Here is a 15,277-nt window from a genome sequence, read left to right as displayed (position 1 = left end):
CCGCAGGAGGAACAGTGGCCGAGAACACGTCCGTACTGACCGCGCAGGAGACCTTCGGGGACGATCCCGTGGCCGGGGTCGGCCTGATGACCGACGACGCCCGGGTGGCCGCCCGCACGCTCGCCCGCGCCCCGCGCGCGTGGAAGGACCGCGCGCTGAACCTCATGGCCGATCGGATCGAGGCCCGCGCCGACACCGTTCTCGAGGCCAATTCGCGGGACCTGGAACGCGGGCGCGAGTCAGGGATCTCCACCGCGCTGCTGGACCGGCTCAAGCTGGACCGTACCCGCATCACGGGTCTTGCGGACGCGCTGCGGGAACTCGCGGCCCTGCCCGATCCCGTGGGCTCCGTGGTGCGCGGGCAGACGCTCGCGAACGGGCTGCGCATGCGCCAGGTGCGCGTGCCCATGGGAGTGGTGGGCGTGATCTACGAGGCCCGCCCGAACGTGACCGTGGACATCGCCGGGATCGCCGTGAAGTCCGGTAACGCGGTGCTGCTGCGCGGTGGTTCGGCGGCCTTCGACTCCAACCGGGCGCTCGTGGGCATCCTTCGGGACGCCCTCGCGGACGCCAAGCTGCCCGTGGACTGCGTGCAGACCGTGGACGACTACGGTCGCGACGGCGCCAACGCCCTCATGGGTGCGCGCGGGAAGGTGGACGTGCTCATCCCGCGCGGCGGCCGTGGACTCATCCAGTCCGTGGTGACCAACGCGACCGTCCCGGTCATCGAGACGGGCGAGGGCAACGTGCACGTGTTCATCGACGAGTCCGCGCCCGCGCAGATGGCCGCCAAGCTCACCGTGAACTCCAAGACGCACCGCACCTCCACGTGCAACTCCGCCGAGACCCTGCTGCTGCACAGCGGGGCGCGGGAGACATCCCGCGAGGTGCTCGCCGCACTCGACAAGGCCGGTGTGACCCTGCACGTGGACGACCGCGCCGCAGCACTGCTGCCCCCGGGATCTGACCACCTGCAGGCCACGGACGAGGACTGGGCCACCGAGTACCTGGACATGGACATGGCCGTGAAGGTCGTGGACGGCATCGACGAGGCGATCGAGCACATCCGCACGTACTCCACGGGCCACACCGAGGCGATCGTGACCAACGACCTGGCTAACGCGGAACGTTTCACCGCGGAGATCGACTCCGCGGCGGTCATGGTCAACGCGTCCACCCGCTTCACGGACGGCGGCCAGTTGGGACTGGGTGCGGAGATCGGGATCTCCACGCAGAAGATGCACGCGCGCGGTCCCATGGGGCTGGAGGAGCTGACCACCACCAAGTGGGTCGTCCAGGGTGACGGCCACGTGCGTCCGTGAGACGTACCATGGAACGGACGTCACCCGGGACGTTCGTCGCATTCACCGACCGGCGCCGCCGGCCACAGAAGGGAACCGCATGAGCTCGCTGTACCTGTTGTCCAACGTCACCGTCCTGGCGGCCGAGGAGGGGCACTCCATCAACGAAGAGCTGCACGCCATGGCTCCGGTCTTCGGCATCGTCGCGTTCATCCTGTTCCTGATCATGCTCTTCATCTCCATGTCCTTCGCGTCCCGTGGCAAGGCCCCGGCCGTCGGTGAGTACGAGGACCCCGCGCAGCTGCCCGCGGAGGAGCAGGCCATGCTCGACCGGGTGCACGCCACCCCGCGCCACTGACCGACAGATCGGCACGAGTGAATCCCCTCAGCGCGTCAGTGACCGCGGCCGAGACGGAACTGGACATCCCCCCGCGCAGACCGGGTGTGACCCGGCTGGGAGTCATGGGCGGGACCTTCGACCCCATCCACCACGGGCACCTCGTGGCGGCGTCGGAGGTCGCCGCGGTCTTCGACCTGGACGAGGTCGTCTTCGTCCCCACGGGTGAACCGTGGCAGAAGGCCGGGCAGGACGTCTCCGACGCCGAGCACCGCTACCTCATGACCGTTGTGGCCACGGCGTCCAATCCGCGGTTCACGGTGTCCCGCGTGGACATCGACCGTTCCGGACCCACGTACACGATCGACACCCTGCGGGACCTGCGCACCCTGCGTCCCCACGCCGAGCTGTTCTTCATCACCGGCGCGGACGCCATGGCGGAGATCCTCACGTGGAAGGGCACCGATGAGCTGTGGTCCTTGGCCACGTTCGTGGGTGTGACCCGCCCGGGCCACGCGCTCTCCGCGCCCGTGGGCTCGGAGAGCGTGGCGCTGCTCAACGTCCCCGCCATGACCATCTCCTCCACGGACTGCCGCGCCCGCGTGGCGGCGGGCAAGCCCGTGTGGTACCTGGTCCCGGACGGGGTCGTGCAGTACATCAACAAGTACGGCCTCTACCGCGGTTCCACCGATCCCGATGTGGACCCGGAGACCGCATCCGGCACCCCTGTGGCACAGGATGCCGGTACCCCCTCATCCGCCCCCACGGATTCGCCCGGGGTCCCCGCCCCGGGTCACAGGAGCACTGCGTGAGCACACCCCCCGAGAAGAACCGAGTCGCGAACCCCCAGGAATGCCCGTGGGCCGTCCACCCGGCCACCGGACAGCAGGAGTGGGTGGCCCCGCCGGCTCCCGTGATCGAGTTGGACACCCCCCAGCACACGGGTACCGTCAAGCCCTTGGGGCCCCGGCGACTCGCGCGACTGCATCGTGAGATGGTCGAGCACGCCCGGCAGATCCAGGAATCGGAGCGCACGGGCGGGGGAGAGGTCGACGACGCCCTGCTGGCCACCCAGCGTCGTCTCGCGGATCTCGCGATGCGCGCCGCGGCGGCCAATGAACAGGACCGGCAGGCCGCTGAGCGGGCCACCGCTGAAGAGCCCACCGCTTTGGGGAACGGACCCGCAGGATCCTCGGCCGCGGGGAACACACCCGCAGCGAGTAGCCCCGCCGGGGAGGCACTGGCTCGTCCGGCATCCGAGGGCTCCGTGCCAGGGGACGCCGTGTCGTCGGGTCACGCTTCCGCCGAACCCGGGATCGGCCAGGCGCCGGTCACCCCGCCGCAACTCGTGCACGACGAGCCGGAGCCGGAGTACTTCACCATCACCTTCCCGCCGGCCCTGATGACCCAGGCGACGGGGGTGAGCCTGGGGAAGAGTCTCGCGGACCCCGCGTCCCTCCCGGCCTCACCCGTGCGCTACGGACCGGTCACCCAGACTTCCCGGATCCCCGTGATCCAGGCCCCGCACCGGGACCGCACACCCGAGGGGACGCACGAGGCCGCGGCGGGAGCGGCGTCGTCGACCCCCGAAACGCGGTCCGAGACCGTGGCTCCTCCCGCCGAGCCGGTGCGCGCGGTGGACGCCGAGGGACTGACCCTGCTGGAACCCGGAGCGTATTCCCGCGGGACGTCCACGACCCGAGTGGTGCTCGCGCTACTCGTGGCCGTGATCGTGGCGCTCGTGGTGGCCTTCGTGATCTTCGTTCTGTGAAACCGACCCATGTGAAAGGACAGCACACTTCAGTGACTGCAACCACCGAATCCATCGACCTCGTGCGCAGCGCCGCGCGCGCTGCGGACCAGAAGAAGGCCGAGAACGTCGTCGCGTTCGACGTCAGCGAGAGCCTCGCCATCACGGACGTCTTCATGGTGACCTCCGCGTCCAACGAACGTCTGGTCTCCGCCGTGGTGGACGCCGTGGAGGAAGCGCTCATCGAGCAGCACGACCGTCGGCCCCTGCGCCGCGAGGGCAAGGGGGAGGGCCGCTGGGTGCTCCTGGACTACGGGGACGCCGTGATCCACGTGCTCCACGACGAGGACCGTGCCTTCTACGCCCTCGAACGGCTGTGGGGCGACTGCCCCGCGATCGACGTCCAGTTGCCATCGGCCGGCTCCGCGAACATCGACGACGACGCCGCTCCCCGCGCGGTCTGACCTCGCGCCGCCGGGCAATTTGCGCGAGTTCGCGCGAACTGTCTAGGATGGTCGAGTCGTTCCGGGGAACTGGAAACGCGGCGGTCCCACGAAGTTGTTCGGGAGTGAATCCCGGGTAAACGTGGCAGGCCGAAGCGTGGTAAGGTTTCGGAGTCGTACGGGGCTATGGCGCAGCTGGTAGCGCACCTGCATGGCATGCAGGGGGTCAGGGGTTCGAGTCCCCTTAGCTCCACCGAATGGCCCGTCGCACGGGCGGAGAAACCCGGATCCTCGAAAGAGGGTCCGGGTTTTTCGCTGTCCGGGTGAATTTGCCGTGCCGGGTGTGGTTGTCGGTCGAGGGTCCAGGAGGGGCCTCCGCGTCCGTGGCGTGGACGCCCCACACGCCGGATACACATATGTGCCGAAAAGACATGGTTCCGGGTCCTGGGCGTGCGTATCGCACCACAGATGTATTCCGTGGCCTTTCTCACGCTCTACACGGGCAAGTTGTGTCCGGGCGGTCGTCACATCATGGGCAAGAAGATATGCCCCTCTCTACGCTGGGGGTGGCCCATCGTCGGGTCCCCGGAATGCGACACGAGAACACCATGTCAACGGATTTCCCCGCCCTTCCCACCTTCCACGGTTCCCTCCCGATGATCGATCCCGAGGACGTCGCTATACTGCTGGTGGACCACCAGAGCGGCCTGTTCCAGGTCGTTCGGGATCTGAGCGTCCCGGACCTGCGCCGTAATGCGACCGTCCTGGCCAAGGTGGCCGGTAGAACGGGGATGCCCGTGGTCGCCACCGCCTCCGTCCCGCAGGGCCCCAACGGCCCGCTCATCCCGGAGATCCAGGAACATGCCCCGCAGACCGTGTACGTGCCCCGCAAAGGCGAGGTCAACGCATGGGACTGCGTGGACTTCGTGGAGGCGGTCAAGTCCGCGGGGACGAAGCAGTTCATCATCGCGGGCACGCTGACCACCGTGTGCATGGCGTTCCCCACACTCTCGGCGGTAGCCGAGGGTTACCAGCTGCCCGCGGAGTCCCACCAGAAGGCCCAGGAGGTCGAGCGCACGGGTGAGCCATCGGATTCCGAGCGCGACTGACCGAACGCGCCTCGTGGCGCATCGGCCTGCTTCACGGGCCGCGGCGTGATGGGAGCGAGGGTGGGTGGGGTCCACCGTGGACCCCACCCACCCCCCCCATCTATTCGTGGGTGTTCACCCGGAGCAGGTGGAACACCGTGTCCTGGGTGGCCAGGTTGAAGTTGTCGTCCGCCGCGAGCACGAGGGATGCGTCACCGTCCGCGAAATCCGGACCGAAACTCACGGCCTCCACGTTCCCGGGGGACATCCCCGATACGGCCAGGTCGATGACCAGTTCCTTCTTCATCGGGATTTCCGTACCCGTGAGGGCCGCCGAACGGGACACATCGGTGGGGCCCTTGGTACTGGCCCGGTAGACCTGGATCTGGTTCTCACCCTCGACGTACTGACGCTCGATCACCAGGTAATCGGCCTTGCTCAATTGCAGCATCTCGGAAGCGCCGCGGTCGCCGCCGGTCGAACCCCGCGGGACGGACACCGGCTCGGTCTCGTAGACGTACTGGGCCAGGTTGTGACCGGTCCGCCGGTCGAGCTGCGTCAGGCGCAGCGGACTCCCGGTCTCGGGTGAGGCGACCGGGCCGTCCTGGACCAGCGTTGCCTCGTTCATCACGGAGAACGTGGTGCCGCACGGCCCCAGGGTCAGATTCTCCAGCGCGAGGTTGTTGCGAACGCCCCGGATCTGATTGCCGCTCCGGTCGAACGCTGGGAGGTACTGCCGGGGCACGTCGAACGCGCGAACGAAAGCCCCTGTGCCGGTCATCTCCCGAATGGCCGGGGCGAGTCCCTTGGTCACGTCTCCCTCGTCCGTCCAGAGAGCCGTGTGCGAGGTGCGGTCCCATCGGATGGACTCCGGATCCACGGAGTTCTCCGGGTACGGGGAGCCATCTGCGCGCTGGAGCACCGTGGTGTCCGTGACGGAGTACCCCGGTGCATCGAAGCCATCGTCGTCGAAGGGTAGGTCCAGGGTGTAGAACCTGGCGGGTGCTTTCTGGGAACGGTCGTCGCTGAGGGCCAGATAGGAACCGTCCACGGAGCGATAGTCCACCCCGGAGATCCCGCCGAAAGGCACGCCGTTCACGCTGCGCAACTCGTTCGGCAAGACCATGCTGTCCACGTAGCTCACCTCGAAGGCGTGCCCCTTGTGTTGCCCTCGCCCCGGGCGGTGCTTTTTCCCGTGGCGACGATGCCGATCGTGATGGGCCCCGTGATCTCCCCGGTGCTCGCGTACACGGTGTCCCTGCGTGTTGGCCTTACCCTCGTGCGGGTGGGTGCCCGGTGCGGGAGAGCGGTCGTGCCCTCCCATGGGGACCTGGACGGCGGAGCCGGTGTTCACCGCCGGCGCCGCGGCCGCGGCCGGTCCCGCGGTGAATAGGCCGAACCCCACGGTGATCGCGGCCGCAGGGACGAGTGATCGGTGCATGGCGGTACTCCTCGGTCTGACCCGCGCGGGTCGGCGGTGGGTGTGCCGCCGCAGACCCTACGAGCGTCCGGAGACCGCGAGGTGACCGACCGGTGAACGTCTCTGCGCGACGTCGGGCCCCGGCATGTCCGGGATGGCCGGGCGCCGCGGTCCTCGGCGGGCATCCCGACGACGAGCGTGTCCGTCCACTCGCCCTTGTTCCACCGGTCCTGACGCATGTGGGCTTCGGGGCGCATCCCCACGGCGGTCGCGAGCCGGGCGGAGGCGGTGTTGCGGACATCCAACTGCGCGACCATGCGGCGCAGGCCGTAGTGTTCGAATGCCCCCGCAGCACCTCGGCCACGGCTTCCCTGGCGAATCCCCGTCCCGCGTGAGCGGGGTCCAATACCCAGCCGACGTCCGCGATCCGGGGGTGCGTGTCGGTGCGCCACAGCAGAACGTCCCCGATCGGGATGCGCTCCCGCTCGATCACGAGGGCGAGGGTATGGGTGCCACCGTCCAGATCGGATTTCGGTTCGTGTGTGACGGCTTCCCGGGCGGCGCGGGCTGCGTCCCACGGGTCTTCCAGCAAATAGCGGGCCACGTCCGGCTTCGCGTGCCGGGTGAACGGTGTTCGTTTACGCTGACCCCGTGAGTTACTGGGACCATCGAAAACCCGTGCACCGCACCCGCGCCGTGGACACGGACGAGATCGGCCGAACCGCCGCCGCTCTGCTGGACGAGCTCGGTGCGCCCGATCCCCTCAGTGCTGCGTACACACTCGCCAGCTTCACGCTCGGCAGCGCTCTGACACAGCCGATGGCCCCTTCCGAGCGCGCCGCCCCGGTCGATGCGGAGATCGCGCCGCGCTATGCCCGCCTGCACACCGAGCACCCCGTGGACACCGACGCCGTCTTCCGGTCGGGACTCACGGCCCTGATCCGAACTGCGCTGACACGGGACGACACCAACGGCGCCGGACATGGCGGCGCGTGGCAGGGGCCCCGATGACCCGGTTCATGGACCGGTTCCAGATACCCCTCTACCTCGCGGCGCTCGCGGTGGGCGCGCTCGCCGGCTGGTGGGCCCCGGGCCTCGGCGGCCTCGCCGCCCCCGCGGTGACCCCGGTGCTCGCTGCCCTGCTGTACGTGACGTTCCTGGGTATCCCGCTGCGCCGCGTGGGCGAAGGTCTGCGCGACCTGCGCTTCATGGCGTGCCTGGTGATCGTCAACTTCGCGGTCGTCCCGGTCATCGTGTTCGCGCTCGTCCGCGCATTCTCCATCGAGGGCCCGATGCTGATCGGGGTGCTACTGGTCCTGCTCACACCGTGCATCGACTACGTGATCGTGTTCTCGGGCCTCGCGGGCGCCGCGAACGACCGGTTGCTCGCGGCGTCCCCCGTGCTGCTCGTCCTGCAGATGCTGACCCTGCCCCTGTATTTGTGGTCGTTCCTGGCGCCCGACGTCGCCATGGCCGTGCACTGGGGGACATTCGCCCAGGCCCTCGCGGTGGTGATCGTCATCCCTCTGGTGGCTGCGGCAGTGACCCAGTGGGCCACAGCGCGGTCCCCGGTGGCCCGGCGGTGGGGCCGGCTCGCCGGTGGGGCCATGGTCCCGCTCATGATGCTCACCCTCGCGACCGTGGTCGCGTCCCAGATCGCCCTCGTGGGTTCACGCGCGCAAGCGCTGCTGCCGCTCGTACCCGTATACGTGAGCTTCGCAGCGCTCATGACGGCGCTTGGCTGGGCGGCCGGTCGCCTTGCCGGCCTGCGCGTCCGCGAGCGCCGCGCGGTGCTCTTCAGCGGGGTCACGCGCAACTCCCTGGTGGTGCTGCCGCTCGCCCTCGCGGCGCCGGACGGCACGGTCCTCGCGCCGCTCGCCGTACTCACGCAGACCCTCGTGGAGCTGCTCGTCATGCTCGCACTCGTCGGCCTCGTGCCCCGTCTGGTGCGCTGAAGCGGACGACGACGCCGCGGTGCCGGGGCGTCGCGCGGACCCGGCCGAGCGACGTCGTCTCACGCCACAGGGGTGTCGCGGGGTGGAAGGTCGAGAACTCCCAGCCCGCGGGGGTACGATTCCGGCCATGCCTACCAGTCCCACGAGGACGGGCGCGAGACATGCCTCGTGGCGTGTCGTTCTGGTGCTGGTCCTGCTGCTGGTGCTGGTGGCGGCCGTGGTCCTCATCAGTGTGAACCCGTTCAAGTCCGCGGAGCCGCCCACGACCGACTGCACCCAGTACGGGCTGCGCGCGGACGACTCCCGAGCCTTCCCCCACACGGTGACCCTGGCCACGCAGCCGACCACCCAGGACCAGACCCAAGCCGGGGCGCTCGGCCACCTGGAGCAGACCTACACGTACCGCGGGACCACGAGTTCCTACCACGTGATCGACGGCGGGGTGGACGTCTCCAAGCCCGTGGGGCTCGTGATCGACCTGCACGGGGACGGCGGGGCGGAGTACTTCGAACCGGGTGGGCGCACCACGTGCCTGTCCGCGATCGCGGCCTCCCACAACGACCTGTTGGCCGTGCCCCTCACACCCGACTGCCAGGGCGAGTGCACGTGGTGGCAGGGGATGAGTGCCAACATGCGCTGGTTGCGCGCTTTGACCGAGAACCGGCTGCTCGCGGACCTCCCGGTGCAACGGGACCGGGTGTCGTGGTTCGGGTACTCGGGTGGCGCGGAGATGCTCAGCTACGGGGTGCTCAGCGGTGCCCGGGACCTCGTGACCGGCGGTGCGGCCATGGTGGGCGGTGGTGGCGCGCCGGACGGGCTGTCGAAGGTCCCGACCCGCCAGGAGAAGGCCGAGGTGCGCATGTGGTGGTTCACGGGTCTGCTGGACAACGGCTCAGATCCCGCGTCCGATTTCGACGCCGTCACGGCGGCCACGGAGGGTCAGCGCTTCTACGAGAAGCGCGGCTTCACACGCACCCGCCTGGAACTGATGCCGCACCGCGACCACTTCAACATGCCGGATGCCGAGATCCTGGACGAACTGCTCGCGGCGGACGAACCCACGCATTCCACGTGATCTACGGAACACGATTCACGGGCACACGGGGGGAAGTCCGTGGGGTGGGTCACGTTGAATAATTCTTTAGCATGACATCCCCACCTGGGTGATGCCGGGACCGACACCGTACATTGCATCCAAGTTCATGCTTGTCGTATTCTGGCGACGTAATCTGGGCCAGCAGGGGGATATTTTCGCTGGACGCCATTGCGCATCTTCCGGATGTCACGCTGCCGTATCGGTCGGGGGACCCATCGGCATGATCCATACGTTTGCAGCACCGCGCCTCGACCGAGGACGACGTCCGCATCTCCCTGCACCACCGGTCCTTAGCAAGGGGGAGAGTACTAGCAGTGGACAGCCAAGATCTTAGGAGCGGAGTCCGAGCGCTCGCGCCGGACAGGGCCGTGTACCCGGTGGAGGAACCACCGGCACCGCGCACCCTCGTCGACATCGTCCTCGAGACGGTCGCGCAGTACCCGGACGCCATCGCCTTGGAGGACGAGAACGAGAGCGTTCCCTACGGGGAACTCGAGGACCGGGTCGAGACCCACGTCCAGCGGTTGTGGGACATGGGCATTGGACGCGGGGACCGTGTGGGTGTGCGTGTGCCCTCCGGCGGCGTGGACCTGTACGTTGCCATCCTGGCCACCCTGTTCGCCGGCGCGGCCTACGTGCCCGTGGACTGGGACGACCCCGATGAACGCGCGCGCACCGTGTGGGAGGAAGCCGGCGTGGCCGCCGTGTTCGGTCAGGGGCTCGAACTGACCCGCAACCCGGCCGTGACCACGGGTGAGCAGACCGCCACCCCGCGCACCCGCGACGACGCCTGGATCATCTTCACCTCCGGGTCCACCGGTAAGCCCAAGGGTGTGGCGATCTCCCACCGCTCCGCCGCGGCACTCGTGGACGCCGAGGCCCTCATGTACCTGCAGCGCCGCCCGCTCGGCCCCGGTGACCGCGTGATGGCGGGACTGTCCGTGGCTTTCGACGCGTCCTGCGAAGAGATGTGGCTCGCGTGGCGCCACGGTGCCACCCTGGTGCCCGCACCGCGCAAGATCGTGCGCTCCGGCCCGGACCTGGGCCAGTGGATCGTGGACAAGGAGATCACCGCGGTCTCCACCGTGCCCACGCTCGCATCCCTGTGGCCCAATGCCGCACTGGACCGGGTGCGCCTACTGATCTTCGGCGGCGAGGCCTGCCCCCTGGAACTGATCAAGCACCTGGTGCGCCCGGGCCGTGAGGTGTGGAACACCTACGGACCCACCGAGGCCACCGTCATCGCCACCGGCGCCCTGCTCAACGGGGAGGCCCCAGTGCGCATCGGTCTGGCCGTGCCCGGGTGGGAACTCGCCGTCGTGGACGCCGACGGCCAGCCCGTGGGCTGGGGTGAGACCGGCGAGCTGATCATCGGCGGCGTGGGTCTGGGCCGCTACCTGGACCCCGCCAAGGACGCCGAGAAGTACGCGCCGCTGGAATCCCTGGGCTGGGACCGCGCGTACCGCTCGGGTGACGTCGTGCGCGCGGACCCCGAGGGCATCGTCTTCGCGGGCCGTGCCGACGACCAGGTCAAGGTCTCGGGGCGGCGCATCGAACTCGGTGAGATCGACACGCAGATGAGCGCCGTGCCCGGCGTGAAGCTCGGCGCGTGCGCCGTGCACTCCACCCCGGGCGGTGGCAGCGTGATCGCGGGTTACCTGGTCCCCGAGTTCGAGGGCTCCGTGGATCTCTCCGAGGCGCGGCGTTGGCTCGTGGAACGACTCCCGGGGCAGATGGTCCCCGCGCTGTGCATCATGGACGAACTGCCCATGAAAACCTCCGGCAAGGTGGACCGCAAGGCCCTTCCCTGGCCGCTGCCCACGTCCAACGACGACGGCTCCGAGTCCCTGACCGGGGACCTCGCGTGGCTCGCGGAACTGTGGGCGGACCAGCTCGGACCGCTGCCGTTCGGCCCGGACAGCGATTTCTTCGCAATGGGTGGCAGCTCCGTGGCGCTCGCCCGGTTGGTTTCCGCGCTGCGCAAGACCCACCCGGACACCGAGATCGCCAAGATCTACGCCCACCCCACCCTCGAGGGCATGGCCGGTTACCTGGCCACGCTGGGGGAGTCCCACGACGTCAAGCGGGACCCCGAGCCCACCCCCGCGAGCACCGGCTGGCTGCAGGGGCTGTTCATCCTGGCCCTGAACTTCCTGAACGGGTTCCGCTACGTGGTGGGCGCGCTCATCGTGGTGTGGCTGCTGGCCGTGGTCGCGGACGCCGGTTGGGTCCCCACGCCGCCGTTGTGGCCGCTCGTCCTGGGGTGGCTCGTGATGTTCTCCCTGCCGGGGCGCGTGTTCATTGGCGCTGCCGCGGTACGCGCGCTGACCGCGGGGTTGAAACCCGGGCACTATCCGCGGGGGAGCTGGAACCATCTGCGAGTGTGGGCCGCCGAGCGCATCGTGGTCTACAACAAGTACGACGTCCTCACCGGCACCCCCATGGCCCGCGGCCTGCATCGGTTGTTCGGCAACAAGATCGGTAAGGGCGCACACCTCTACAACACCCCGCCCGTCACGGGTCTCGTGAGCGTGGGGGAGCACTCCACCCTGGAGTTCGAATCGGATCTTTCCGGCTACTGGCTGGACGGGGACGTCTTCCACGTGGGCGCCATCGAGATCGGTGACAACGCCCGCGTGGGCACCCGCACCCTCGTGGATCCCGGGATGCGTGTGGGCCACGGCGCCGAGGTGCTGCCCGGCTCGCACGTCAGCCGCAACGTCCCGGACGGCGAGCTGTGGGGCGGTTCCCCTCTGCGCCACCATGGCTCGGCCGGCCTCACGTGGCCCGAGGAGTCCCCGGAGGCCACGGGCGGCATGAAGACCTGGGGTTCGGCGACGTCGCACCTCGCGTTCTCCGCGGGCGCCGTGCTCGTGGGATTGTTGCCCTTCCTCGCCCTGATCCCCGGGGCGCTGATCGTGCTGTCCCAGGTGATCACCATCCAGCAGTACGAGGTCGTCTTCCCGATCGTGGCGGTGTGGGTCCCTGTGTTCACCATCGTGACCGCGGTGGTGTGGTTGTTGCTCGTGGTAGCGCTCGTGCGCCTCGTGGCCGGGATGATCGTGCCGGGGTACTTCCCCCAGAACGGTCCCGTGGGGTGGGCCATGTGGCTCACCGAGACGCTCATGCAGCGCACCCTGATCTCCACCTACCCCGTGTACGCGTCCTGCATCACTCCGTGGTTCATGCGCCTGCTTGGGGCCAAGGTGGGGCGCAACGTGGAGATCTCCACCGCGGAGACCATCCCGCACCTGACCACGCTCAAGGACGGGTCCTTCCTGGCCGACCACGCCCTGGTCACGTCCCACCGCGCCGGGTTTGGATGGTTGCACGTGGGTACCTCCGTGATCGGTGAGCGCACCTTCGTGGGCAACTCCGGGATCGTGGGACCGGACCGGGACCTGCCCGCGGACGCCCTCGTGGCCGTGCTCAGCTCCGCCCCGCACCACGCACCCGCCGGTTCGTCCTGGCTGGGTCGCACGGCCGAGCCGATCGCCCGCGCCAAGACCGAGGCCGACGCCGAGTCCACGTTCCGCCCGCAACGGCGGCTCAAGGCGGCGCGTGCGTTCGTGGAGTTCTTCCGCTTCGTGCCCGCCATGGTCTCGGCCTGGTTGGACCTCATCATCGTGTACGTCCTCACCGAGATCTACATGTCCCACGGGATGGGTGCCACCGGTGTGGTGGCCGCGTTCGCGTGGTCCGGTGTGGTGCTCACGGTCGCCAGTACCGTGGCCTGCCTGGTGCCGGTGCTCGTCAAGTGGGCCCTCGTGGGCCGCTTCCGACCGAGCGAACGGCCGCTGTTCAGCTCATTCGTGTGGCGCAACGAACTCACGGACGTGTTCGCCGAGTCCCTCGCGGTCCCGTCCATGATCCGCCTGAGCGTGGGCTCGCCCATGTTCAACCTGTGGGCGCGCCTGATGGGTGCGCACATCGGTCGCGGCGTGTGGTGCGAGTCGTGGTGGCTACCCGAGTTCGACCTCGTGCGCCTCGAGGACAACGTGTCCGTCAACCGCGGCACGGTCCTGCAGACCCACTTGTTCCACGACCGGGTCATGCGGATGGAGCCCGTGACCATGCGGCGGGGATCCACGCTGGGCCCCAACAGCTTCGTGCTGCCGGGTGCGACGATCGAGGAGCGCACCACCGTGGCCCCCGGGTCACTGGTGATGCGGCAAGAGACGGTGCCCTCGGACGGCAACTGGGGCGGTAACCCCATCCGTCACCTCGCACCGGGGGACCAGGCGGTCAGCGCCGAGGTCGTGCCCGCGATCGAGTCGGACCACGTGTCCACCGCACCGTTGCTCGGGGCCGCCCCGGCGCCGCAGTTGAACGCTGGATCGTCCGCGATGGCCACGGTCCGCACCGACGTCGTCCCCGCGGGGAAGACCTCCGGTAAGCACGAGGGAGTCACCGAATGACGCAGCAGAGCACGCAAGAAGTCGTCCTGGAGGGTGACCTGCCCGTGGGACAGCGCCCGCAACCGGGGCGCCGTCCACCGCGAGAGGTGTGGTTGGGCGACCGCGGGGACGAGGGCCGCACCGCGGCGGAGAGCGGTCTTTGGACCGCCGCGACCCCGGTGGTCACCGCGCCGCCACGTTCCACGTCCGCACCGCGTCAGGGTGCGGCCACCCGCAACGTGACGAGCGCGGACGGCCGCCGCACCAAGCGCCGCATCATGGGCGTGGACGTGGCGCGTGGATTCGCGCTCATCGGGATGATCGCGGTGCACGTGCTCTCCGCGACGAACGCCGCGGGGGAACCGTCCCTCGAATGGACCCTGTTCGCCGGGCACTCGGCCGCGCTGTTCGCCACGCTCGCCGGTGTGAGCCTCGCGTTCATGACCGGGGGGCGCACCCCGCGCCACGGTCGTGACGGCTCCCGGGCGCGGTTCTCCATCCTGGTGCGTGCCCTGCTGCTGTTCGCGATCGGTCTCACGGTGAACCTGCTCGAATTGCCCGTATACAACATCCTGATCTACTACGGTCTGATGTTCCTGCTGGCCATCCCGTTCACGCTCATGAGTGTGCGGTGGCTGCTGGCCTCGGCCGCGTTCTTCGCGGTGGTCATGCCGTTCGTGATGCAGTGGTCGCTGTCGGTGCTGCCCGCCCACGTGTACGGCAACCCCAGCTTCCTGGAGATCTTCTCGGACCCGGGATCCGTGTTCGCGGAGCTGTTCCTCACGGGCACCTACCCGGCGCTGCCATGGATGACGTTCATCTGCCTGGGCCTGGCACTGGGCCGGTTGCCCCTGTCCCGCGACCGGGTGCAGGTGCTGCTCGTGATCGTGGGCGCCGTGGTCGCGGCCCTGTCCCGCGGTATCTCCATGCTCATGCTGCTGCGGTTCGACCTCGAGGACGCGTTGATCAATGCGACCCCGTGGATGACGTCCGAGGACGTGTGGAACATCCAGTACTACGGCCCGGACCCCCAGCTGCCGGACACCACGAACCTGTGGTTGCTGCTCACGGGCCCGCACACCAACACCCCGCTCGCCCTGTTCGAGAGCGCGGGCATGGCTATGATCGCACTGGGCGCGTTCCTGCTGCTGTGCCGCGTGATCGGCAAGTGGCTCACGTGGCTGGGTGCCATGGGCTCCATGACGCTGACGCTCTACGTGTCGCACCTGATCTTCATGGCGTTCGTGTGGACGGACGGCACCCCGTGGTTCTGGTACATCGTCCAGATTGTGGTGGCCGCCCTGTTCGCGGTGGCGTGGCAGCACGCCGTGGGGGCGGGTCCGCTCGAGCGGTTCGTGACCCGGGCGTCCAAGGGCGCGGCGGCCGCGGTGATCCGGCCCAAGAAGGCGCTCCCGCGGCGTCGTGCGGAGACCCCGCGGCGTCGCCACTGAGTGATGCCGCTGCCCCGCGGGGCGGATGACGAATGAACG

12 protein-coding genes, 1 tRNA gene and 1 pseudogene are annotated in these 15,277 nt (G+C 69.1%); 12 read left to right on the top strand and 2 right to left on the bottom strand.

Annotated features, from left to right (window positions below; translation table 11 throughout):
* The first annotated feature begins 14 nt into the window (after nt 1–14).
* The 7 genes from RF650_RS06505 to RF650_RS06475 all read left to right on the top strand — a co-directional run bounded on the left by RF650_RS06505 (nt 15) and on the right by RF650_RS06475 (nt 4,940).
* Nucleotides 15–1,322, top strand: coding sequence for a glutamate-5-semialdehyde dehydrogenase (locus RF650_RS06505; RefSeq protein ID WP_131332809.1), 1,308 nt, complete (start codon nt 15–17; stop codon nt 1,320–1,322).
* A gap of 79 nt (nt 1,323–1,401) precedes the next feature.
* Complete coding sequence (locus RF650_RS06500; RefSeq protein ID WP_131332811.1) at nt 1,402–1,659, top strand: hypothetical protein; 258 nt, start codon at nt 1,402–1,404, stop codon at nt 1,657–1,659.
* A gap of 17 nt (nt 1,660–1,676) precedes the next feature.
* Nucleotides 1,677–2,450 carry a nicotinate-nucleotide adenylyltransferase gene (nadD, locus tag RF650_RS06495; RefSeq protein WP_242670668.1) on the top strand — a complete coding sequence of 258 codons (774 nt, stop codon included), beginning with the start codon at nt 1,677–1,679 and terminating at the stop codon, nt 2,448–2,450.
* Entirely contained in the window at nt 2,447–3,409 is a 963-nt protein-coding gene (locus RF650_RS06490; protein ID WP_368814444.1) for a hypothetical protein, read from the top strand. The genes nadD and RF650_RS06490 overlap by 4 nt, the downstream gene beginning before the upstream one ends.
* A 32-nt stretch (nt 3,410–3,441) precedes the next feature.
* Nucleotides 3,442–3,852: a ribosome silencing factor gene (gene rsfS, locus RF650_RS06485; protein WP_085107812.1), complete on the top strand. Its 411-nt coding sequence runs from the start codon at nt 3,442–3,444 to the stop codon at nt 3,850–3,852.
* A gap of 159 nt (nt 3,853–4,011) precedes the next feature.
* Nucleotides 4,012–4,084: transfer RNA gene (locus tag RF650_RS06480), tRNA-Ala, on the top strand.
* Between the two features lie 355 nt (nt 4,085–4,439).
* Nucleotides 4,440–4,940: an isochorismatase family protein gene (locus tag RF650_RS06475; RefSeq protein ID WP_131332815.1), complete on the top strand. Its 501-nt coding sequence runs from the start codon at nt 4,440–4,442 to the stop codon at nt 4,938–4,940.
* A 100-nt stretch (nt 4,941–5,040) separates the two neighbouring features.
* Here the strand turns inward: RF650_RS06475 and RF650_RS06470 are convergent, their stop codons facing one another.
* Nucleotides 5,041–6,360 carry an esterase-like activity of phytase family protein gene (locus RF650_RS06470; RefSeq protein WP_368814443.1) on the bottom strand — a complete coding sequence of 440 codons (1,320 nt, stop codon included), beginning with the start codon at nt 6,358–6,360 and terminating at the stop codon, nt 5,041–5,043.
* A 385-nt stretch (nt 6,361–6,745) separates the two neighbouring features.
* Nucleotides 6,746–6,943 (bottom strand): annotated as a pseudogene (locus RF650_RS06465) (GNAT family N-acetyltransferase); the annotation flags it as partial.
* Nucleotides 6,944–6,990: 47 nt separating this feature from the next.
* Between RF650_RS06465 and RF650_RS06460 the strand changes: the two are divergent.
* The 5 genes from RF650_RS06460 to RF650_RS06440 all read left to right on the top strand — a co-directional run bounded on the left by RF650_RS06460 (nt 6,991) and on the right by RF650_RS06440 (nt 15,238).
* Nucleotides 6,991–7,350: a hypothetical protein gene (locus tag RF650_RS06460; RefSeq protein ID WP_131332820.1), complete on the top strand. Its 360-nt coding sequence runs from the start codon at nt 6,991–6,993 to the stop codon at nt 7,348–7,350.
* Complete coding sequence (locus tag RF650_RS06455; protein ID WP_131332822.1) at nt 7,347–8,294, top strand: arsenic resistance protein; 948 nt, start codon at nt 7,347–7,349, stop codon at nt 8,292–8,294. Before RF650_RS06460 ends, RF650_RS06455 begins: the two co-directional genes overlap by 4 nt.
* Before the next feature lie 127 nt (nt 8,295–8,421).
* Nucleotides 8,422–9,369 (top strand): hypothetical protein, encoded by a 948-nt coding sequence (locus tag RF650_RS06450; RefSeq protein WP_240505781.1) that lies wholly within the window; start codon nt 8,422–8,424, stop codon nt 9,367–9,369.
* 389 nt (nt 9,370–9,758) lie between these two features.
* Nucleotides 9,759–13,808: a Pls/PosA family non-ribosomal peptide synthetase gene (locus RF650_RS06445; protein ID WP_242670671.1), complete on the top strand. Its 4,050-nt coding sequence runs from the start codon at nt 9,759–9,761 to the stop codon at nt 13,806–13,808.
* Nucleotides 13,805–15,238: a DUF418 domain-containing protein gene (locus tag RF650_RS06440; protein ID WP_082943378.1), complete on the top strand. Its 1,434-nt coding sequence runs from the start codon at nt 13,805–13,807 to the stop codon at nt 15,236–15,238. Before RF650_RS06445 ends, RF650_RS06440 begins: the two co-directional genes overlap by 4 nt.
* Nucleotides 15,239–15,277: the final 39 nt, after the last annotated feature.

It is taken from the genome of Kocuria sp. CPCC 205297, from assembly GCF_040981035.1.
Classification (GTDB): Bacteria; Actinomycetota; Actinomycetes; order Actinomycetales; family Micrococcaceae; genus Kocuria; species Kocuria marina.
This window is presented reverse-complemented; position numbering and strand designations above follow the sequence as displayed.